This window comes from Nocardia sp. NPDC049707 (assembly GCF_040674855.1).
In the GTDB taxonomy this organism is placed as follows: Bacteria; Actinomycetota; Actinomycetes; order Mycobacteriales; family Mycobacteriaceae; genus Nocardia.
Genome location: NZ_JBFANN010000008.1, coordinates 112,755 through 133,701 on the forward strand (window position 1 = coordinate 112,755; position 20,947 = coordinate 133,701).

Annotated in this window: 17 protein-coding genes and 1 pseudogene; 11 read left to right on the forward strand and 7 right to left on the reverse strand. The window is 66.1% G+C overall.

Features of this window, described 5'->3' with window-relative positions:
• Positions 1 to 127 precede the first annotated feature (127 nt).
• Genes AB0J29_RS10690 through AB0J29_RS10730 form a run of 9 tightly spaced genes read left to right on the forward strand, consistent with a single transcriptional unit; the run spans position 128 to position 11,685 of the window.
• On the forward strand, positions 128 to 2,851 hold the full coding sequence (locus AB0J29_RS10690; RefSeq protein ID WP_364782641.1) for a phosphoenolpyruvate synthase: 2,724 nt from the start codon (positions 128 to 130) through the stop codon (positions 2,849 to 2,851).
• On the forward strand, positions 2,848 to 6,246 hold the full coding sequence (locus AB0J29_RS10695; RefSeq protein WP_364782644.1) for an AMP-binding protein: 3,399 nt from the start codon (positions 2,848 to 2,850) through the stop codon (positions 6,244 to 6,246). Before AB0J29_RS10690 ends, AB0J29_RS10695 begins: the two co-directional genes overlap by 4 nt.
• On the forward strand, positions 6,243 to 6,581 hold the full coding sequence (locus tag AB0J29_RS10700; RefSeq protein ID WP_364782647.1) for an acyl carrier protein: 339 nt from the start codon (positions 6,243 to 6,245) through the stop codon (positions 6,579 to 6,581). Before AB0J29_RS10695 ends, AB0J29_RS10700 begins: the two co-directional genes overlap by 4 nt.
• On the forward strand, positions 6,578 to 7,669 hold the full coding sequence (locus AB0J29_RS10705; RefSeq protein ID WP_364782650.1) for an SDR family oxidoreductase: 1,092 nt from the start codon (positions 6,578 to 6,580) through the stop codon (positions 7,667 to 7,669). The genes AB0J29_RS10700 and AB0J29_RS10705 overlap by 4 nt, the downstream gene beginning before the upstream one ends.
• Positions 7,666 to 8,619, forward strand: a complete 954-nt coding sequence (locus tag AB0J29_RS10710; RefSeq protein ID WP_364782653.1) for a nucleoside-diphosphate kinase — start codon at positions 7,666 to 7,668, stop codon at positions 8,617 to 8,619. Before AB0J29_RS10705 ends, AB0J29_RS10710 begins: the two co-directional genes overlap by 4 nt.
• The gene (locus AB0J29_RS10715; protein WP_364782656.1) at positions 8,616 to 9,602 is read left to right on the forward strand and encodes a ScbA/BarX family gamma-butyrolactone biosynthesis protein; all 987 of its coding nucleotides are present in this window, start codon (positions 8,616 to 8,618) and stop codon (positions 9,600 to 9,602) included. Before AB0J29_RS10710 ends, AB0J29_RS10715 begins: the two co-directional genes overlap by 4 nt.
• Positions 9,602 to 10,234 (forward strand): nitroreductase family protein, encoded by a 633-nt coding sequence (locus AB0J29_RS10720; protein ID WP_364782659.1) that lies wholly within the window; start codon positions 9,602 to 9,604, stop codon positions 10,232 to 10,234. Before AB0J29_RS10715 ends, AB0J29_RS10720 begins: the two co-directional genes overlap by 1 nt.
• 55 nt (positions 10,235 to 10,289) lie before the next feature.
• Positions 10,290 to 11,228 (forward strand): hypothetical protein, encoded by a 939-nt coding sequence (locus AB0J29_RS10725; RefSeq protein ID WP_364782661.1) that lies wholly within the window; start codon positions 10,290 to 10,292, stop codon positions 11,226 to 11,228.
• Positions 11,229 to 11,256: 28 nt separating this feature from the next.
• Positions 11,257 to 11,685 (forward strand): LuxR C-terminal-related transcriptional regulator, encoded by a 429-nt coding sequence (locus AB0J29_RS10730; protein ID WP_364782663.1) that lies wholly within the window; start codon positions 11,257 to 11,259, stop codon positions 11,683 to 11,685.
• Between the two features lie 342 nt (positions 11,686 to 12,027).
• On the opposite strand, the gene AB0J29_RS10735 is transcribed toward AB0J29_RS10730, so the two are convergent.
• From AB0J29_RS10735 to AB0J29_RS10760, 6 genes and pseudogenes are all read right to left on the reverse strand, one after another.
• The gene (locus AB0J29_RS10735; protein ID WP_364782666.1) at positions 12,028 to 12,264 is read right to left on the reverse strand and encodes a hypothetical protein; all 237 of its coding nucleotides are present in this window, start codon (positions 12,262 to 12,264) and stop codon (positions 12,028 to 12,030) included.
• Between the two features lie 128 nt (positions 12,265 to 12,392).
• Positions 12,393 to 13,037 (reverse strand): annotated as a pseudogene (locus AB0J29_RS10740) (SDR family NAD(P)-dependent oxidoreductase); the annotation flags it as partial.
• 24 nt (positions 13,038 to 13,061) lie between these two features.
• Positions 13,062 to 14,018 carry a D-isomer specific 2-hydroxyacid dehydrogenase family protein gene (locus AB0J29_RS10745; protein ID WP_364782669.1) on the reverse strand — a complete coding sequence of 319 codons (957 nt, stop codon included), beginning with the start codon at positions 14,016 to 14,018 and terminating at the stop codon, positions 13,062 to 13,064.
• Between the two features lie 111 nt (positions 14,019 to 14,129).
• A complete protein-coding gene (ligD, locus tag AB0J29_RS10750) occupies positions 14,130 to 15,086 on the reverse strand; it encodes a non-homologous end-joining DNA ligase (RefSeq protein ID WP_364782672.1) in 957 nt (318 codons plus the stop codon).
• Positions 15,087 to 15,297: 211 nt separating this feature from the next.
• Entirely contained in the window at positions 15,298 to 15,456 is a 159-nt protein-coding gene (locus tag AB0J29_RS10755) for a hypothetical protein (RefSeq protein ID WP_364782676.1), read from the reverse strand.
• A gap of 88 nt (positions 15,457 to 15,544) precedes the next feature.
• Entirely contained in the window at positions 15,545 to 17,752 is a 2,208-nt protein-coding gene (locus tag AB0J29_RS10760) for a DEAD/DEAH box helicase (RefSeq protein WP_364782679.1), read from the reverse strand.
• A gap of 329 nt (positions 17,753 to 18,081) precedes the next feature.
• On the opposite strand from AB0J29_RS10760, the gene AB0J29_RS10765 reads away from it, so the two are divergent.
• Positions 18,082 to 18,564: a hypothetical protein gene (locus tag AB0J29_RS10765; RefSeq protein ID WP_364782682.1), complete on the forward strand. Its 483-nt coding sequence runs from the start codon at positions 18,082 to 18,084 to the stop codon at positions 18,562 to 18,564.
• A gap of 169 nt (positions 18,565 to 18,733) precedes the next feature.
• On the opposite strand, the gene AB0J29_RS10770 is transcribed toward AB0J29_RS10765, so the two are convergent.
• Positions 18,734 to 19,957: an RtcB family protein gene (locus tag AB0J29_RS10770; RefSeq protein ID WP_364782685.1), complete on the reverse strand. Its 1,224-nt coding sequence runs from the start codon at positions 19,955 to 19,957 to the stop codon at positions 18,734 to 18,736.
• A gap of 204 nt (positions 19,958 to 20,161) precedes the next feature.
• Between AB0J29_RS10770 and AB0J29_RS10775 the strand changes: the two genes are divergently transcribed.
• Positions 20,162 to 20,905: a thioredoxin domain-containing protein gene (locus AB0J29_RS10775; protein ID WP_364782688.1), complete on the forward strand. Its 744-nt coding sequence runs from the start codon at positions 20,162 to 20,164 to the stop codon at positions 20,903 to 20,905.
• The last annotated feature ends 42 nt before the right edge of the window (positions 20,906 to 20,947 follow it).

The window sequence follows — 20,947 nt, forward strand, 5'->3', positions numbered from 1 at the left end:
AGGATTGCGGGCTAACGTCGAAAGCAAAAAGTCGGATATATCCGAACAACCCCTTACGCTTTGCTCCGCCTTGTTGCGCATGAGCGCCTGCTCCGGTGCGGTGAACGGGGGTGATGGGAGAGAAGCTTTGCAGGTACTTGGACCCTGGACCGACTCGGCGACATTCGCCGCGCTGGCCGGGGGTAAAGCACGTGGGTTGTACACCTTGCACAATGGTGGCTTCCGCGTCCCCGACTGGGTGGTGGTCGGCACCGATGTATTCAACCGATTCCTTGTCGAGACCACCGCGGATGGCGATGTGGCCGCTATTGTGATGGATGTCACATCGTCGGACGACTTGGATTCGGCGCTGGCCGCTGGTGCGAAACTACGCGCGGCGATCACCAATGCGCCACTGCCGCAGCCGATTCTCGACCTGATCGCCGATGCTTACGGCCGCGTCGGCACGGGTGCGATTGCGGTTCGATCGTCAGCCGTCGTCGAGGACGGTCCCGGCCATTCCTACGCGGGCCAGTTCGACTCGTTCCTCAATGTCAACGGCGTGGATGCGGTCGCTTCGCGCGTGCGCGACTGCTGGGCTTCGGCCTTCTCGGAACGGTCCATCCGCTATGCCTTCGCGCACGGCCAGCCGCGCACCGATGCCATAGCCGTTGTCCTGCAACGTCTTATCGTTGCGCAGGCGAGCGGGGTGATGTTCACCGCGAACCCGATCAGCGGTGCCGCAGACGAATTGGTCGTGAGCGCGGTGTACGGGCTCGGCGAGGGGCTGGTCTCGGGTGCGGTGGACGCCGATTCGGTTGTGGTCGACAAACCCTCCGGTACGGTGCTGGAAACGACTGTGGGGGACAAGGATCGCAGCTATGCACCCGCGGGGGAGCAGGGCTGTGCGGTGCTCGAGGTCGAGCAGCAGCGCCGTCAGCGTGCCGTGCTCGCCGATGCCGAACTGGCCGAGTTGGTGGAGTGGGGACGCAAGCTGGAGGCCGATTTCGGTGCGCCACAGGACATCGAGTGGGCCATCGATGCCGATGGCCTCTGGTTCCTGCAGTCGCGGCCGATCACCACGGCGGTCACCGACAGCGCGGTGCGCGCTGCGGTACTGCGGGGCGCCGGTGAGGTGCTCGCCGACGGCGACGAGCGAATCTGGGACAACTCCAACATCATCGAGAGTTTCAGCGGTATCACCTCCCCGCTGACCTACACGACTGCCGCTGATATCTACGGCCGCGTATATCATGGTTACGCGAAGTCGCTGCGGGTGCCCGCCGAGCAACTGCGCCAGACTGATCGCTGGACTCCGGTGCTACTCGGTTACTTTCACGGCCGGGTCTATTACAACCTGCTGCACTGGTACCGGATGGTTGGCATCGCACCCGGGTATCCGTTGAACCGGAAGGTGTTGGAGGCGGCGCTCGGCGTCGACGAACCGCTGCCCGACGAGGTTGCGAAAACTTTGCGCCCGTTCATCTTCCGTACGCCACTGGCCCGGCTGCGGTCGCGGGCGATTACCACGGTGACCTATGTGCGGCGGCTGTTCGGTATCGACGATATGGTCGAGCGCTTCATGACCGACTTCTATCGCGTCTACGACGAATACGATGCGCTCGATTACTCGACGCTGACCGGCGAACAGGCCTACGCGGCCTATCGCAAGGTCGATCGCGAACTGGTCGAGCGCTGGGGTCCGCTGATGGTCCTGGATGCGATCCTGTTGACCTGCACCGGTCTGATGTATCTGCTGACCAAACTGTTGTTGCCGAAGGCGCCGGAGTGGTTCCTGTATGCCGTCGTCGGTCCCGGTGCGGATGTCGAATCCGCCGAACCGGCGCGCGCCATGACCGAGCTGGCGCAGTTAGCTCGCCGCGATCCCGAACTGGTGTCGTTGATCAATTCGACCGCGCCGGAACAGATTTACGATGCGCTGCGTGACCGCACCGAATTCCTCGGCCGGATCGACGATTACATCGATCGCTACGGCTACCGCAGCCTGGACGAGCTGAAACTGGAAACCCCGGATCTGCGTGAGGATCCCGCGAGCCTGTTCATCATGCTGCGCAGCGCGATCGGCCGGGTCGGGGAGGCGGCGCAGCACAGCCGCGGTGCGGAGGCCGACGAGTACCTCGACGCAGAGCTGCGCGGCTTCCGGCGGCGGATCTATGAACGCCTGCGCGGCAAGGTGAATCGGTGCGCGGCGCATCGAGAGCGGCTGCGGTTCTGTCGCACCAGGGCATTCGGCATGGTCAAGCGGATGATCCGGGTCATGGGCCGGGATCTGGTCGCGCGCGGTGTCATCGACGAATTCGACGACGTCTTCACGCTGACCGTCCAGGAGTTGCGCGGCTGCTACGAGGGCGCCGATACGGGCGGTCTCGGCGATCTGGTCGCCGCACGGAAAGCACAGCGCGCCAGGGACGCCGAGTTGGTCGCCCCGGCCCGCTTCGTCACCTCCGGGCCGACATTCGGGCGCGCCGAACTCGCGCGCCAAGGCTGGGTGCCGATCACCGACACCCCGGCCGCGACCGTCGGCACCGTGCTGCCCGGCACGCCGTCGGCATCCGGAATCGTCGAAGGCGCCGCGGTGGTCGTCGACGAGCCACGCGATGTGGCTGGCGGCATTCTGGTGGCATACCGCACCGATCCCGGTTGGGTCGCCGCACTGCCCTCGGCATCGGCGCTGGTGATCGAGCGCGGCAGCCCCCTCACCCATGTCGCGATCGTGGCGCGGGAGTTGGGAGTACCGACGGTGGTTCAAGTCAAGGACCTGACCAAGAAAATACGTTCCGGCATGGGGATACGGGTCGATGGCACGAACGGTACCGTTACTGTGCTTTCGGGAGGAGATTCAGCGGAATGAAGCTTGGTAAAGACGTTGCTGCAGTACGAAATTGGCTGGCCGATCCGGCGCACGACGCCGGAATCCACTTTGCCGACGAGGCCGACGGCTGGGAGTACCGCAGCTATTCCGAGCTCGCGGAGCTGACCTGGGCGATCGCGGCGCGCATGCGCGAACACGGTATGGGCAGCGGCGATGGCGCGTGCGTCATCATGCCGACCGGGTTTTCCTGTGCGGCAGCGTTTTACGCGGTGTGGGCCTGCGGTGGGATCTTCACCCCGGTCGCGCCGCCGATGTTCGGTGATCTGGACCAGATCATCGCGCATATCGCGGCAATTCTGGAGCAGGCCCGGCCGCGACTGGTGGTCACCTCGATCGAGTTCGAGCAGTTGGTGCGCCAAGCGGCGGAGGCGGCCGGCCGCACCGATGAGCCACTGGTGATCGACGCCGCGAATCTCGATCCCGCGCCGGTAGAGCGCGAATTCGGTGAGCCCGACGAATGTGCGCTGCTGCAATTCACCTCCGGGTCGACCGGAACGCCGCGTGGGGTGCGGGTCAGCTGGCACAACCTGGCCAACAACGTCGCGATGATTTCGACGCTGCTCGGCTGGCGGCACGGCGATGCCATGGTTTCCTGGCTGCCGCTCTATCACGATATGGGCCTGGTCGGCGCATTCCTCACCACCGTGACCAATCAGGGCGAGCTGTATCTGATGCGCCCGGACCAGTTCGTCCGCGATCCGGCGCGCTGGCTGCGCGCCATGTCGCACGCACAGCACAGTCCGTCGCCGTCGTTCGCGCTCGGTTATGTCGCGCATCGGGTCGCGCCGGAGGAGATCGCGGAGCTGGATCTGTCCGGCTGGCGTACGCTCGCCGTCGGTTCCGAGCCGGTCGAGATGGCCGATCTGCAGTCCTTCGCCAATCTCGCGGGCCGACAAGGTTTTTCGACCTCTGCGTACACTCTCGCCTACGGTCTGGCCGAGGCCACGCTGATGGTCACCTCCTCCGCGCGCAACCGGCCCATCACCGCGCTGCGGCTGGATAATCCCAGTCTGCGTTTCGGCCAACCGATTACGATCCTGGCCGAGGAACTACTCGATGACACCCACCGCGTCGAGGGCTCCGGGTGGATCACCGGACTCGGCTACTCGACGCCGGAATCGACGGTGCGAGTGGTCGACGAAGACGGTCGGGAACTGCCGGACGGCACCCTCGGCGAGATGATCGTCGTTGGGGATTCGGTCGCGCTGGGTTACTCCGGCGAGCCCACCACCGGATCCTCCACCCGGATCGTCGACAAGGTGCTGTTCACCGGCGATGCCGGATTCCTGTACAATGGTGAGGTTTTCGTACTCGGCCGGATGGGCTCGAGCCTGAAGGTGCGCGGTCGGTCGGTGTTCATGGAGGACATCGAATCCCGGGTGGCCCAGGAAACCGGAATTACCAAGGGCAAACTCGCCGCCGTCGCGATCACCGAGGCCGGTGCCCAGGGCATCGCACTGTTCGCCGAATCGGCACCGGGCGAGTGGATTGCCGAGGCGCGCAGGATCATTCGCGGAGAACTCGGACCCGCGCAGACGGTGACCATTGTGACCGGCCCGCGCGGCACCATCCGCCGTACCTCCAGCGGTAAACCGCGGCGTCGGCATATGTGGCAACTGTTCGAGGACGGTGCGTTGGCGGGTGCGGTGTTGCATGCCGCCGATGCGGCCACCGCGACGGAACCGCGGACCGACCGAGCGGTTACCGGCGATGCCGTGCCCGAGCCCGCGCTGCCTGCCGAACGAGTACGACAGTTGCTCGATCGGGCCTTGGAAAGCGTTGCGGTACCGCGAGATTCGACCATGCTGTTCGAGGGCTCGCTGGCTGAGGGCTTCGGCAATGCCGGATCCGATGTCGATTTCCTGGTAGTCGCACCCGGTGACGAGGAGTTGCCGACGCTGCCGACGGTGTTGTTCATCGATGGTCGGCGCGTGGAGGTGCGGACGCGGTCCGAGGCGCAGCTGCGCAATCAGCTCGAGCTGACGGCGAGTGGTTCGGACGAGATCGACGAGGATCTGCTCAACCGGTGTCAGCGATTCCTGCGTGCCACGGTGGTCCGGTCCGGGGCACCGGATGTCGTGGAATTGCGTGCACTGCTGCCGCATTCGCGGTTCACGGCGCTGGTGGCCGACTGGTGGGCCCGGCGCGCGACGCAGGCACTGCGCTACGCGGTCGCGCTGCGGGCACTGCACGCCGAGGCCGAGGCCGCCGACTGGGCCCGCGACGGCCTGCTCCAGGCCATGAAGGGCTGGGCCGCCGGCAAGGGCGAAAGCTATCTGGAAACCAAATGGCTGCCGCACCAACTCGACCGCATCGGAACCGACGCGCTCATCGATCGCTATCACGAACTCACCAGGTCGACCGAGCAGGTTGCGTGGGAACAGGTTTGGGAGCTGGCCGCGGAGCTCGGTGTGTCCGAGATCACCGATGATCCGCACCAGATCCTCTTCGCACGCCGACCAAAAGTCACCACCTGGACGATCGGCGGGCGCATCCATGTGATCCGCGACGACCGCGACGTCTTCGCACTATCGGACAGCGCGGCCCGTGCTTGGCGTTCGGTGGTGTTCCGACATTCGCTACGCGATGTCCTTGGCCGCGCCGAATATGACATCGCCGGGGATCTGGTCGAGTTCCTCGGGCTCGGTCTGGTCGGATTGCAGTGGCGCGGTGGCGACCTCATCGATCCCGCGCTGGCCATGTGCAAGCCGGTCAAGCCGTACACCCCGGTGCCTTATGCGGCCGCGCCCGCCCTCGGCCTGACCGGTGCTACCCGCGACGAAGTAGTCGCGACGTTGTCGCCCCTGCCCGCAACCAGATTCACCGAATGCGCATTGAATCTGGTGTGGTCCAATGTCGTCTTGGAGAATGCCAGGGAGGACCTGGCGGGTGCGGTCAAGAACTCCCAGGGTGCGGTCGCCGATATCGCCGCACATCGGCTGATCGCCATGGCGGTCCGTGTCCTGTTGTCCGCATTCGGGATTCACCCGCTGCCCGCCGATGTGGCGCCCGTGCAGACTGTTCGGCGGCTGTTACCGGACCACGCCGTGCGTCGTGACGATCTGTTGACGCAGCTGGAATCGGCACGGCAGGTCCGCTTCTCGGCGATAGTCGAGACGGGCGGTGATACGCTTGCGGGCCTCGCGGTGCTGGACGACTTCGTCACACTGGTCCGGCGGGTCGCGTCGGGGGCGGAGACAACGGGATTCCCGGCTTCCTTCGATTCGCGTGAGCAGTGGCGGCGCACGCTGGCGATCGGTTACGACTGGTTGCGCATCGCCGGGTATCTGAATACCGACCTGCCCCTGGACGAGGCCCGCGATCTGCTGACCTCCGGTGGCCAACAACCGCATCTGCGGGAAGGAGAGTCATGAGGGCAGCATCGTGTAGCGATTCGATGACGGGTGGCGGCCTGGTGCCGGATGGGCCCGCGGTGGCCGACACCACGACTGCCGACAAGGTGCGCCGGATCGTCCTGGCGATGGCCCCGCAACCGCCGGCCGAATTGTCCGACGAGCACCGCCTCGTGGAGGATCTCGGGTTCGATTCGCTGCGTCTGATGGAACTCACCGTCGTCCTGGAGCGTGCGTTCGCGCTGCCGCGCTTCCGGCCCGAGGAACTGGTGGGTGTGCGCCGCGTCGATGCGGTGATCGCCCTGATCTCGGGCACTGTGGCGGCGGCCGACGCGTCCGGCGAGGTGCCACGATGAGTCCTGGCGATACCGTGCTGGTGACCGGTGCGGCCGGGTTGGTCGGTGCCGAGGTCGTGGCCAGGCTCGCGGCCGCGAGTCGACCGGTTGCCGCTGTGCTGCACCGCAATTCGACCATTGTGCGCAATGACGGCACGCTGATCGAGGCCGGTACAGTCGTCGCGGGCGACGTGCGCGCGCCCGGATTCGGCCTCGCCGAGCGCGATGCCGAGGATCTGGCCGAGCGGGTCGGCATCATCGTGCATTGCGCGGCGACAACGGCATTCGACGCGTCGGCGGCGGACTACGAGGAACTCAATGTCGTCGGCACCGCGAATGCCATTGCGCTCGCGCGACGGTGGGAGGTGCCGCTGGTGCATGTGAGCACCGCATATGTCTGCGGCATGCGCGGCGGCACCCTTGCCGAGGACGAACTCGACGCCGGTCAAACCTTCGGAAATGGATACGAGGACAGCAAGTTTCGCGCCGAGAAGCTGGTCCGCGCGGCTGGTGAGCAGGGCCTGCGGTGGGCGATCGTGCGGCCCGGCATCGTGACCGGGGCGAGCGATACCGGCACCATCCGGGAGTACAAAAATCTGTACACCGTGGTGAAACTCATGGTCGAGGGCAAATTGCGTTCGCTGCCCGGCCGCTACGACGCGACACTCTCGCTGGCGCCGGTCGACCATGTCGCCGATGTCATCGCCGCGGCCGTACTGGATTTCGACTCCGTACACCATCGCACGCTGCACGCGCTCGGCCGCGATACCCTGTCGCTGCGCGAGGTCTCCGATGTGCTCGCCGAATATCCGTCGTTCGAGGTCGCCACGTTCGTGCCCGAGTCGACCTTCGCCGAGGACGACCTCGAGCCGATCGAGCGGGAGTACTACCGCCGCATCGGTTCGCTCTACACCAGCTATTTCCGGCGGCGACTGGTGTTCGACACCACCCACGCCGACGTGCTGCTCGGCAAACCGTCCCCGGCCAGCGGCAAGGAGTATCTGCGGGTACTGCTGGACTACTGCCTGGAATCGGGATACCTGGGTATACCGCTGCCCTCGATAGCGGACATCCTGGCCAGCAACGACTTCGACGGAGCCGCCCCATGAGCGAGCGAACCGAAGATGCAGCTGCGACAACGCCCGAGTCGCTGCGGGCACTGCTCAGCGCGTTGACGCCATCGCCGCAGAAGGTCGATGCCTACGTCGCCGACACCTATGTCCAGGAATCGGTGGACCAACTCGACCGACTCGGTGTCGATGCGGCCACATTCGCCAGGGAGCATTCGCTACTGCTGCTCAAGCCGGACGCGATCGTCGCGCGCTCCGTGGAGCCGACGCTGAATTGGCTGGCCGACAACGGTTTTCGGGTGGTCAGCGCCTTCCGTCTCCCGGTGGACCGGCATGTGGCCCGCGCACTGTGGTACTTCGCCTGGAATATCGCCTCCCCTGAACGCCGCCGCCTGGCCGATCTGCTGGTCGCCATCTCGGATGTGCTCGTCCTCGTTGTGCATGCCCCCGACGGTGAACTGCCGGTGCCGGTGCGGCTCACCGTGGCGAAGGGCGCCACCGATCCGCGCAAGCGCCGCCCGGGTGAATTGCGGTATCTGCTCGGCCGCCACAACTATCTGCTGAACCTGGTGCATTCGCCCGACGATCCCGCCGACGTACTGCGGGAACTCGCCATCTACCTGGACGAATGGAGCCGGGCGGCGGTGATCGCACAAGCCTGCGCCGGTGCGGACCGCGCGGCGGAGGCGGCCGCGATCGCCGAGGAACTCTATGCGCGCACACCGGCGCGCAGCTTCGATCGGGCGGACGCGCTCGACCGGGTGCTACACGATTCGGCACGGGGCGGTAGGTCGGCCCCACCCGGCTTCGATCCGGCCTCGGATGCGGACTGTGCGCAGTTGCTGCATCTAGCCTGGGCCGATGGCCGCGAGCTCGACCCGTGGTCGGCGATCGTACTCGGGTCCTATGTACTTCCCATGCGGACCGGTACCGCGTCGCAGACGTTGCGACCGGTGTCCGCCGAAGAATGGTTGGAGGGTCGAACGTGACCATAGAAGCGGCCGCCGTGCAGTTGGCGAGCCATACCCGCACCATCTCCCGGGAACTCGCACACCGGTGCGCGGTCTCGGAGGTGTTCGTCACCTCGCTGGACGCCGTGGCCGAACACACTTTCGTCGCGGGGGCCCAACTGCCCAGAATGCACGCGTATTACGGCGATCACGCCGGATCGCTCGCGGTGCGCCATGATCCGCTGGTGGTCATGGAGGCGGCCCGGCAGGCCGCCATCGCATTGACGCACACGTTCTATGAGGTGCCGCCCGAGATGGCCTTCGTGGTACGCACCTTCAATGGCACCGGATCCGACACCGCCGCGTGGGAGGTGCGCACCGCACCCGCCGATCTGGTGATGCATGTGCGAGTTCCGCAGCGTCATCAGCGTGGTGGTGTGCTGCAGGGGGTGGATATGGTGCTCGAGATCGAATCCGACGGCGTGCCGATGCTGACGGTCGACGGATCCTTCTCCTGGGTGACCGCACGGCAGTGGTCGGCGCTGCGCAGCGGATTCCGGGAAAGCCTGGGGCTCGGCCCGTTTCGTGGTGCCTCGGCACTCACCGAACGCGCCGCACCCGCCGCGGTCGGCCGGGAGAACTGGCGCAACGTAGTGATCGGCCCGCCGGTGCGCGACGGTGCGACCGCACGGGCACGACTGGTACCCGATCTCGGCCATCCCTTCCTGTTCGACCACCAGCTCGACCATGTGCCCGGCAGTCTGCTCATCGAGGCCTGCCGTCAGACCGCATTGTCGATGCTCGTGCGCGACCTGCCCCAACTCGCATGTGTGGCAAGTGCTTTCGAACGATTCGTCGAGCTGGACCTGCCGGTGGAATGCACCGCGGAGATCACCGACCAAGGCGCGGGTACCACCGTGATCCAATGCGAGATCCACCAGGCCGACGCCGTGGCCGCCCGGATCGATCTCGAATTCGCCGAGGACGCACTGATTTCCGAGGTCGATAGCGAAGGAGTCTGATGGGCGCGGAGTTCTCGGGCACCGATCTGCTGACCACTACCCGCGCCTTCCGCCGCCGCCTCGACCTGACCCGTCCGGTCGCGCGTCAGGACCTGCTGGACTGCCTGGATATCGCGGTACACGCGCCGAGCGGCACCAACCGGCAGCCGTGGCGCTTCCTGGTCGTGGTGGATCCGGCGACCAAACAGCAGATCGCCGAGTACTACCGAAAGGGTTTCGCCGCTTACCTTTCCGCGCGCACACCTCGTCCGGACCAGCTCGGTGATCTGGCCTCCGGGCAGCACCTCGCGGCGCATCTGCACGAGGTGCCCGCGCTGGTCATCGTGTGCTCGCTCGGTCGCCCGCCCGCGGACGCGTCCCCGGCGCTGCTGGCCAGTTTCTACGGCTCGATCTACCCGGCGGTCTGGAATTTCATGCTCGCGCTGCACGAACGTGGGCTGGGCTCCACCATGACCACCGCGCATCTGGCCTATGAGCGCGAGATCGCCGATCTGCTCGGGATTCCGTTCGAGCAGGTCACCCAGGTCGCGATGCTGCCGGTCGCGCATCTGCTGCCGGGCACGCGCGGGCCGGGGCTGCGGCGCACACCTGCCGCGGAGGTGACGATGTGGGATCGGTGGACCGAGGCATGAGCGAGCGAATCAGGTCACCGCGCATCCCGGAGTTGAGCGCCGGCGGGGCTCGGGCATGAGCGCCGCCGCCGGGACATCGTCCTCCGGCCTGCTCGACTCCGCTGTCCGTATCGGGCGCTTCACCGCGGTCATGTACAAACCGCACTACGTCCTGTACGGCGTGCTCTGGGTGCTGGCCCTGGAGGGCACCGCGGCCCTGGTGTCACAACCGGATTCGGCCTGGCATCCGACCGGGGCCACGGTTCTGCGCATCGTCGTCGTCGCCTTCGTCCTGCTGTATCTGCGCATGGTCGACGAACAGAAGGACCTCGACTACGACCGCGTGCACAATCCGGACCGCCCCTTGGTCACCGGCGCGATTTCCGCGACCGAACTCCGAGCCGCCATGGCGGCCATCGCCATCGGTGCGATCGCCGCCAGCCTGATGCTCTCGGTGATCTCCGCGCTCATGATCGCCGCCGTTCTCGCCTACGGCTTGGCGCTGTGGGGGCTCGAGCGGATATCGGCGACCATCCGAACCGATATCCTGGCGAATCTGGCGGTCACTTACCCGGTCCAGCTCCTGGTCACCGCCTATGTGGTCCTGTCCGCCGCCGACACCGGCGAGGTCCGCGCCGCCTGGAAGACCGCGGCCGTCGCCCTGATCTTCGCGGGCTCGTTCCTGCAATTCGAATTCGCTCGCAAAACCTCTCGCACACCACGCACCGATGAGCACTTCTACTCCAATGCGCTCGGCGCGACCGGCAGCACGGCCTTCGGACTGGTGTGCGCGGCCGTCGCCGCCGCCACCGATATCGCCCTCGTCCAGCCATGGACGTACCCGTCCGCGCAGGCGATGGTCGCCTGGATTCCGTTGGCGCTTTTAGCGCTTCCTATCTGGGGCGCGGTGAAGTTCGCCAGCGGCAGCAAGCCGGACTATCCGGTACTCCCGGCCGTCCTGTTCATCCTGACGCTGTACGTAGTGCTGATCGTGCAGGCGATCACCCTGACGTAAGTCCAATGGCCGCAGCCAATTTCAGCCCGTGGGTGAGCACGCCGCCTCGAGTTCGACACCCGTCTCGACGCGCACCACATCAGTCGCACATCGGCGCTCGTTGCTTCGCCGTCGAAGCCGATTGTGCATCGGCCGATCTCCTGATCAGGCGCGGTGCCGACGAAGATGGCGTAATCATGGCCAAATCCGCACTGGCACCGGCAGAGTCCTACGGTATGGGCCCTGGGGAGCGCATGTTCGCCCTTGCCGCGACTCCGCTAGACCTCGCGACCTTTCATCACGGGAACGAGAAGTCGCCAGCCTCATCGCGGCCGGTAAGAGCAACCGCGAGATCGCGACCGCATTGGTGTTATCCGAGTGCACGGCGCAGAACCACGTCCAGCACATTCTGACCGAATTGGGATTCACTGAAAGCAGCCAGATCGCGGTCCGGGTGAGCAAGAACCCCGGCCATTGACCGGCGCGAACTGCGAATACGCGCAGACGTGGGTCAGGTAACGGTTGTGTTGCCATGGGCTCACGCCAGCGTTGAGCCCGCCGAAATTGGGAATCCCTGGTCACACGTCCCGTGAGCGGAATGAGGTGCCACATGAACACAGTGGTATGCGGCGACTGCTGGCGTCGCGAAAACTTGACGTTCGCACAGCGACTCGACCCGGCATTCATCCGGCCCGGATTTGGCTATCTGTGCCCGGAGCATCGTGCCTGCCGAGCCGAAACGCTCGGTCGGCCCGAAACCGGACAATCGGCGGCGTGAACCCCCGGAATCAACGCGCACCCCACCGAATTTCGCTGGCGGTCAAGGCGCGTCGGGCACTGAACCGGTACGTCCGCGTTCGCGCTCCGCGGCGGCGGCGAGGTAATCGCCCAGCTCGCGCCGCAGCGTGACATCGAGCGACCGGGCCAGGGTGGCGTGCACCGAGGCAACGGCCAGTTCGCGCAGCACCGCTGTGGTGTCCGCGATTTCGCTGCTGGTCTCAGGCAACCAGCCGGTCCCGTGTTCGTCGACGATGTGCTGTTCGGCGGTCGTGATCATGATGTGGCGCGTCCCAGTCGATATCGGCCAGCGCCCACTGCCGATCCCTGATTTTGCGGAGAATATCGTCGAAGTCCATACCGTAGCGATCTCTTGCGGGTCGCTCGAAGGGCCGGCGTTCGCCATGATCAGACGCCCGTCTTATCCGAGACCGAAGTCCGATCCGAGGTTGTCGAGTTCTCCTGTGGCAGTAGCCGATCCAGAAGCCCGAGGGCATAGGTGTACTGGGTGGGGAAGTAGCGCTCGAGCCGCCAGATGAGCTGCGCGTCCAGTTGCGGCAGCACATACAGTTGGCCGCAGTCGTTGGCGTCGAGGGTGGTGCGCGCGACGCGGTCGGGGGAGAAGCCGGTCAGGCGCATGAGGGTGTCGGCCAATCGGGCCGATTGCGGGGTGATGCGGCCGTCGCGAGCCACATTCGTCTTGACGAAGGTCGGGCACAGCACGGTGACCGCGACTCCGGTACCGCTCAGTTCGGCCGCCATGGTTTCCGAGAGCGACAGCACCGCGGCCTTGGATGTGTTGTAGACCGCCATTGATGGTGCGGCGGCGAAGGCGGCGGCCGAGGCGACATTGATGATTCCGGCCCTGTGCTGATGGGAGCCTACGCGGGGCAAGCTACCGCCTCCGGGCCCGTCGCTCCCGGCACCGCAGGCGGCGCGCAATTGCGGTGTGAAGATCTCGCATCCGTGCACCACACCCCACAGGTTGATGCCGAGTGCCCAATTCCAGTCGGCGAAACCGATTTCGCCGACCCGTTTGCCGCCGATGCCGACCCAAACGGGATGGTTGCGGTCGGGTCAGTAACCCCGTTCGGTATCTATCGGCGCGAGCAGTTCCCGTCCGGTGATGAAGCGCCGCACATTCGCGCTGACATGGTCCGCGAAGGCGGCGAGGCGCAGCTGCGGGGGATTCGAATCATGCGGTGTGACAATGGCATTCGGCAGCACCCAGAGTGGGTGGCCGTCCGGCAGTGGTTCGGGATCGGTGACATCGAGACCGGCGCCGCCGATCGCGCCGGAGGCCAGGGCGGCCACCAGCGCGTCGGTGTCGATGAGACTGCCGCGCGCCACATTGATCACCCAGGACGACGGCTTCAATCGGGCCAGTTCCTCCACTCCGACCAGGTGTTTCGTCTCGACCGTCGCGGGTGCGGCGATCACCACGTGATCGGTGCGCGGCCAGATGCGGGCGAGATGTTCGGCCGGAAGGGTTTCGACGGTATCCGGAATTCCGGGCCCGGTCACCGGGCGGCCGGAGCGATTGACGGCGATGATGTGCGCACCGAGCGGGACGAGCATGGGAATCAGGGCGCGTCCGATCCCGCCCGCACCGACGATGGTGACCGTCTTGCCGCGCAGTGTGTCGACATGCGGGAAGAAATCGTACTGTCGCCAACTGCCCGCCCGCAGGTGTTCGGGCAGATAGCGCACTCCGGCGAGCAGCAGCATCAATGCGTGCTCGGCCACGCTCGCGGCGAATGCGCCTGCGGCGGAGGTGAATCGAACGTCTGGATGCCGAGCAAGAATGCCAGCGGTGAACCAGTCCTCGACACCGGCTACGGGCAGCTGCACCCATTCGACGGAGTCCGGCAAGTCGTCCGGGAATTCACCGGGACCACCCGACCAGATCAAGGCTCTGGCCTGCGCCAGATCCGCGACGGTCGCGCCACCCTCGACAACGGCCTTGCGCAATAACGTCGGCGTGGGTGTCATCGGGCCGATCGCGACCGGAACCGGAACCTCGGCGGGGCTCATGGACGACCTCCTGTCGCGGGCGAACCACCGGCACGGCGCCTGCGGTTGACTCCGCAGCGAACCGTAGCATCGGCACCTTTCGTCCGGTCCGAACCATCGGGCCGTGTGTGGTCAGTCCTCGTCGAGGTCGACGTCCAGCTTGTCGCGATCGGCCCATTCCAGCAGTTGGTCGATGCGGAATACTGCCTCGTCGATGCCCTCGTGTAGATCGCCGACTTCGGTGAAGCGGGTGGGGACCGTTTTCATGGTGAAGTCGCGCGGGTCGATATCGGGTATCTCGTCCCAGCGGATGGGGGTGGAGACCGTCGCATCCGGGACGCCGCGCACCGAATAGGCCGCGGCGATGGTGTGGTCGCGGGCGTTCTGGTTGTAGTCGACGAAGAGGAGTTTCGGATCGCGGTCCTTGCGCCACCAAGTGGTCGTCACATCGTCGGGTGCGCGCCGCTCTACCTCGTGCGCGAAGGCCAGTGCCGCGCGGCGTACCTCGGTGAAACCCCACTCCGGCGCGATGCGCACATAGATGTGCATGCCTCTGCCGCCGGAGGTTTTCGGCCAGCCGACTGCGCCCAATTCGTCGAGCACCTCATGTGCCACGTCCGCGACTCGCTGTACCCGTGACCACGGGCAATCCGGCATCGGATCGAGGTCGATGCGCCATTCGTCGGGTCGCTCGGTGTCGTCGCGGCGCGAGTTCCACGGATGGAACTCGACCGTGGACATCTGCACCGCCCAGATGACATCGGCCAACTTGTCCACACAGAGTTCGTCGGCATGCCGCCCGTAGCGCGGAAAGAAGACGCGCACAGTGGGAATCCAGTCCGGCGCACCGGCGGGCAGCCGCTTCTGATGCACCTTGTCGCCCGCGAGTCCCTTGGGGAATCGATGCAGCATGCAGGGCCGATCCCGTAGCGCGCGGACTATGCCGTCCCCGACGCTCAGGTAGTACTGCACGAGGTCGAGCTTGGTCGCGCCGGACTCCGGGAAGTAGATCCGGTCCGGGTTGGAGATGCGGACGGTGCGGTCACCGACATCGAGTTCGACGGCGGGCGACGCGGACTTTCTGGCCACCCGTCCGACGATAACGGCTCGGTGGGTCCGCCGCCGGTATCCCGAGTGATACACAGCTCGAACTGCGCGCGGAGCCCGCGGGCGGAGGCCGGCGTCCGCGAGCCGCGCCGGCCGGTACCACCGGCGACACCAGGCGGATCGAGCCGGACCGCCGACGCTTCAGCTACCGGACGCCCGTCAGTAGGGCGTATCCGGTGGCCACCGCGCAGGCTCAGTTGGGCTCGCGCAGCTCCGGCATGGGTGGTAGCTCGATGGTGTCGGCAGTCGGGTCGATGCGCGGGTTGTCCAAGGTATCGAAGAACGCCTCGGCCGAGCCGTACCGCGAGGTGACCTCATCTAGCAGCCGCTTTGCGGGCAAGTTCGAGTGCATACCCATATCGTGACCTATCGAACCGAGCGCGAAACGCCGGCTAGCTAAATGTTTGCTAGTTCGTTAGTTGCTGATCGGCGAACATCGGCTAGGTCTGAGTGGCGAGTGCGAAGGGCAGTACCGCCGATGCCCCCGCGTTACGCAGGGCGTGCGCGGCCATCGTGAGCGTCCAGCCGGTATCGGCGAGTGCGTCGACGAGCAGGATCGGACCGTCCACTGAAGTCAGATCCGGAATCAGCCAGGAGTCGAACAGTCCCGCGACCCGATGGGCCGAGTTCGCGGCGGATACCGGCGGCCGATCCGCACGCAGTGGCAAGGTGCCGAGATCACGCAGGCGGCCGACTTCGGCGAGGCGGGCGGCGAGGGTGGCGGTGAGCACCGGATAGCGATGTGATTCAAGGGCAAGCACCGCGGTCGGGCGGGTCGTCCAATTCCATTCGCGCAGCACCGCGATGCAGGCGTCGAAGACGGTGTCCGGGACCGGATCGTCGGGCGCGTCCAGCAGGGCGCGCAGGCGCTGCCCCCAGCCGAGGTCGGTGAGCCGACCGAGCGCACGTCCGGTGTCCGCACCGTTGGTGATCTTGCCGGACAAGGGAATACCGAGTTTGGCCATACCGGTGGGCCACTGCTTGCGCGGGGCGAGATCGAGGCCGGGACGGTCGAGCCGGGCGCGGGTCGCGGCGATAGCCGAGGAGTCGATGGTGGTATCGAGCCGGGTGCCGGTGCAGTTGTCGCAGCGGCCGCAGCCGGGTGCATTGCCGTCCAGCGCGGGCAAGCCGGGATCGTCGAGTTGGCGGCGCAGGAACTGCATCCGGCAGCCGGTGGTGCGCTGATAGTCGATCATCGCCTGCTGTTCGACCTCGCGGGCCGCGGCGAGACGTTCGTAGCGTTCGGTGTCATAGACCCACGGCTGTCCGGTGGCGATCCAGCCGCCGCGCACCCGGCGCACCGCGCCGTCCACATCGAGCACCTTGAGCACCATTTCCAGCCGCGAGCGGTTCAGTTCGACCAGCGGCTCGAGTGCGGCTGTGGACATGGGCCGGTCGAAGTCCAGTGCGTCGAGTACCGAGCGCACGATGTGTTCGCGCGGAAAGGCAACGGAGGCGAAGTAACTCCAGATCCTGGCATCTTCCGGACCGGGCAGCAGTACCACTTCGGCGCGATCGGTGCCACGACCGGCACGACCCACCTGCTGGTAGTAGGCGATGGGGGACGATGGTGCGCCGACGTGCACCACGAAACCCAGATCGGGTTTGTCGAAGCCCATACCGAGCGCCGAGGTCGCGATGAGCGCCTTCACCTCGTTGTTCAGCAGAGCCGCCTCCAGCGCCTCGCGTTCGGCGGTATCGGTCTGCCCGGTATAGGCGGCGACATTGTGTCCGTGCGAATTCAGCACATCGGCGAGATCGTGCGCGGCGGCGACGGTGAGGGTGTAGACGATGCCGGAACCGGCCAATGTGTGGAGGTGTCCGCTGAGCCACGCGGTACGCTCGACGGCATCGTCGAAGCGCACCACCGACAGGTGCAGCGATTCGCGATCCAGGGTGCCGCGCAGTACCAACGGGGGTGGCAGGCCGACGGAGTCGGCGGGGTGGGTAGACAACGAGGGTGGCAGGCCGACGAAATCGGCGGGGTGGGTAGATACAGTGTCGGTGCCGATCTGGGTGGCCACATCGGTGACCACCCGATCGTTGGCGGTCGCGGTGGTGGCGAGCACCGGCACATCGGAGCCGAGATCGGCGATCAAGGTGCGGATGCGGCGGTAGTCGGGCCGGAAGTCGTGACCCCAGTCCGAGACGCAGTGCGCCTCATCGATCACGACCAGTCCGGCGTCGGCGGCCAGCTTGGGCAATACCTGGTCGCGGAAGTCCGGATTGTTCAGCCGCTCCGGGCTGACCAGCAGCACATCCACCTCGCCCGCGGCCACCCGATCATGGATCTCATCCCATTCGGTGACATTGCCGGAGTTGATGGTCGCCGCGACGACGCCCGCCCGTTCCGCTGCCGCGACCTGGTTACGCATCAGCGCCAGCAGGGGCGACACGATCACCGTCGGCCCACGCCCCGCCCGGCGCAGCAGCTTGGCCGCGATGAAATACACCGCCGACTTACCCCAGCCGGTGCGTTGCACCACCAGGGCACGGCGCCGCTGGACGATCAAAGCCTCGATTGCCGTCCATTGATCCTCGCGCAGCCGCGCCCGCGGTCCCGCGAGGTCACGCAGCAACTCCTCGGCCCGTTCCCGCAGGTCGGGTGCCGTGAGGTCGATCGCTGAAGTACCGGCCGCGGTGGTCATGCGCTCCATCGTGCCTGATGCCTCCGACATCGATGCCGACAGCCGTGCTGCGCGCTATCCGGTTCGACGAAAGGCTCGGCGGATCGAAGGGCTACCGGTAGACGCCGACATCTCCGGCGCCGCCTGGGCGGTGCGCCCACGGATTCGCGGCGAAACGTTCCGACGTCGAGCCGCAACGCCCGTGATTGCCGCGGGCGTGTGCAGGTCCAGCGAGATACAGCTCACCGGTGACACCTGGGCACTGCGGCCGAAACAGCGAAATATCCCTGGGCAACGGACAATAGGGTGAGACGATTGCTCCGCACCGTGGGACCGCGCAGGAGGCAGCCATGACCAACTACGAGCCGCCGCCGGGTTGGTCGCCACCCGGTGCTCAATTCCGCAGTACGGGTGGATCCGGGCGGACCGTTGTCGGAATACTGACCGGTCTGGTGGTCACACCGGTCGGCATCGGACTCGCCGCGCATGCGGCGCTGGATACCCGGCAGTGGGTCATACTCGGATCCGCGGCGAATCGGGCCGGGTCGACGTTCCAGATCGTCGGAGGGGCACTGTTATTGCTTCTGGTGGCCGCGCTCGCCGCATACACACCGGCCGGGACGGTGCTCGCCGGTCTGGTCTGGGGCGTGGTACCGGGCTTCGTGTATTTCCTGTTCCCGGATGACACCTGGCGGATCATCCATGACGATCTGCCGCTGTTGTCCGAGGAGATGCGGCAAGCGCTGATCACCTGGGTGGCGAGCGGATACGCATTCATTCTCGGCGTCCTGCTGCTCGGTGCGGGCGTCGCGGGCACGATGCGGCGGCGCTGAATTCTTCCAGGTCGAACTGCGACGGTGCTCACCGCAATTCGGCCCTGCCCGAGTCGATGTCCGTGTTACTGCCCGAGTCTCATCGCCAATAATGAGGCGACGCAGCATCGTGGATGTCGCTGAGCTGCTTCGGGCCGAATTGCGATTGTGCCTACCGCAATTCGGCTACTCACCCCTTCACGCACAGCACCTGACGCAACGTCGCGACGATATCCACCAGATCGCTCTGTGCCGCGATCACCTCGTCGATGTCTTTGTACGCGGCCGGGATCTCGTCGACCACGCCCGCATCCTTGCGCGATTCCACGCCCTCGGTCTGCGCGATCAGATCCGCGACGGTGAACTGCTTCTTCGCGGCATTCCGACTCATCCGCCGACCCGCGCCGTGCGATGCCGACTGGAACGAGGCCGGATTTCCCTTGCCGCGCACCACGTATGAGCGCGTGCCCATCGAACCCGGGATCAATGCCAGATCGCCCGCACCCGCTCGCACCGCGCCCTTGCGGGTCACCAGCATCGGCACACCGTCGATCTCCTCCTCCGCCACATAGTTGTGATGACACGAGGTCGGCTCGTCGAAACGCACTTCGCGTCCGGCGAATTCCGCGCGCACCGCATCGCATACCAGCGAAAGCATGACCGCGCGGTTGCGTGCGGCGTATTCCTGCGCCCAGGTCAGATCGCGCCGGTAAGCCTCCATTTCCGGTGTGCCGGCGAGGAATACGGCCAGATCGCGATCGGGTAGGTCCTGGTTGTGCGGCAGTGCGCGCGCGACGGTCATATGCCGCTCGGCGAGTTCTTTGCCGATGTTGCGGCTACCGGAGTGCAGCAGGATCCAGACCGTGTCGTGTTCATCCAGGCAAATCTCGATGAAATGGTTGCCGGAGCCGAGTGAGCCGATCTGCTTGTGTGCTTTGGACTCCAGTGCCTGAACGCCCGGATTCAGAGAGCTGAACTCGGACCAGAAACGCGCCCACCCGCGGACGTGCCTCGCCAATTCGCCATGTGATGCGGCGAACCGCGCACCAAGCTTCGCGACGTCGACCGCATCCCTATGTGCCTGGAACCCCACCGGCACCGCCGCTTCGATGCGCGAGCGCAGTGAATGTAGATTGTCCGGCAGGTCGGCGGCGGTGAGGTCGGTCCGCACGCTCTCCATGCCGCAGCCGATATCCACGCCGACGGCCGCGGGTGCGACCGCATCGCGCATCGCGATCACCGAGCCGACCGTCGCGCCCTTGCCGAGGTGCACGTCGGGCATGACGCGGACGCCGTGGACCCATGGCAGTTGCGCGATATTCCGCAGTTGCCGCAGCGCGGCCTGCTCGATATCGTGCTCGTTGGCCCACATGAGCGTCTGCGCCCTGGTACCGCGCAGCTCGACGGGAAACATGAGAAGCGTCCTTTCGCGTTCGGTCTGTTCCCTTCAACGCTAGATTCCCGGCAGGGCTGTGCGCACTTCAATATTCGCGAAGTCGGCCGCAAGAAATCGGCGGTCAGGCGTCGTCGGCGCGCGACCGGACGAGCATGCCGCGTTCGGCAACCGCTATCGTGCGGAGCGGAACTTTTCGGCGAGCGAAAGCGTGGTGAAGCTACCGTGAGCAACCCTCAGGGTGGATGGGCCGGTCCGCCGTCGGCGTTGCGGTCGACCAAACCCGCGGTCGTCATTCCGGCGGTGGTCGCCGCACTGCTGCTCGTAGTCGTGGGCGTGGTCGGCGTCGTTGTGGTGCAGAGTCGTACCGAGGTCATTTCGGGTGCCGCCACGGCGGCGGCCGCCGATTCCGGGACGACCCCGGCGGGCCTGACCGCCACCGGCACGGTCCGCGTCGGCGATTCGAATGCGAAGGTTGTTGTTCGCGTGGTCGCGGACCTGCAGTGCCCCGCATGTCAACAATTCGAGAAACGCAACGCCAAGACTCTCGAAGACGCCGCCAAGAACGGCACGGCGGCCATCGAGTACGACGTCATCTCATTCTTGGACCGCGCCTCCTCCACCCAGTACTCCTCGCGCGCCGCGAATGCATCGTATTGTGTTGCGGGACAGGACCATGCGAAATACCAAGGCTGGTTCGCCGCGATGTTCGAACAGCAGCCCGCCGAGGGCGGTAGTGGCCTGCCCGACAGCAAGCTCATCGAGATCGCCGAGAAGGCGGGCTACACCGATCCGGCTGTCGCCCAATGCATTACCGATCGCAAATACGACACCTATGTCCGTGACAAAACCAAGCAGGTCCTCAACGGCGACGTCAACTCGACTCCAACCGTCTTCGTCAACGGTAAGAAACTCGACTCCAGCCAGGTGTTCAACGGACTCGCCGCTGCCATCGCCGCCGCACGCTAGGGCGTGTCTCCCGGCCGGAGCCCCCGCCGTGCTGCCGCATCG

What these genes read in the sequence shown, in the direction of transcription:
- AB0J29_RS10695 (WP_364782644.1), top strand. Translation starts at nt 2,848, where the DNA reads ATGAAGCTTGGTAAAGACGTTGCTGCAGTACGAAATTGGCTGGCCGAT.
- AB0J29_RS10700 (WP_364782647.1), top strand. Translation starts at nt 6,243, where the DNA reads ATGAGGGCAGCATCGTGTAGCGATTCGATGACGGGTGGCGGCCTGGTG.
- AB0J29_RS10705 (WP_364782650.1), top strand. Translation starts at nt 6,578, where the DNA reads ATGAGTCCTGGCGATACCGTGCTGGTGACCGGTGCGGCCGGGTTGGTC.
- AB0J29_RS10710 (WP_364782653.1), top strand. Translation starts at nt 7,666, where the DNA reads ATGAGCGAGCGAACCGAAGATGCAGCTGCGACAACGCCCGAGTCGCTG.
- AB0J29_RS10720 (WP_364782659.1), top strand. Translation starts at nt 9,602, where the DNA reads ATGGGCGCGGAGTTCTCGGGCACCGATCTGCTGACCACTACCCGCGCC.
- AB0J29_RS10725 (WP_364782661.1), top strand. Translation starts at nt 10,290, where the DNA reads ATGAGCGCCGCCGCCGGGACATCGTCCTCCGGCCTGCTCGACTCCGCT.
- AB0J29_RS10735 (WP_364782666.1), bottom strand. Translation starts at nt 12,264, where the DNA reads ATGATCACGACCGCCGAACAGCACATCGTCGACGAACACGGGACCGGC.
- AB0J29_RS10745 (WP_364782669.1), bottom strand. Translation starts at nt 14,018, where the DNA reads ATGAGCCCCGCCGAGGTTCCGGTTCCGGTCGCGATCGGCCCGATGACA.
- AB0J29_RS10755 (WP_364782676.1), bottom strand. Translation starts at nt 15,456, where the DNA reads ATGCACTCGAACTTGCCCGCAAAGCGGCTGCTAGATGAGGTCACCTCG.
- AB0J29_RS10760 (WP_364782679.1), bottom strand. Translation starts at nt 17,752, where the DNA reads ATGACCACCGCGGCCGGTACTTCAGCGATCGACCTCACGGCACCCGAC.
- AB0J29_RS10765 (WP_364782682.1), top strand. Translation starts at nt 18,082, where the DNA reads ATGACCAACTACGAGCCGCCGCCGGGTTGGTCGCCACCCGGTGCTCAA.
- AB0J29_RS10770 (WP_364782685.1), bottom strand. Translation starts at nt 19,957, where the DNA reads ATGTTTCCCGTCGAGCTGCGCGGTACCAGGGCGCAGACGCTCATGTGG.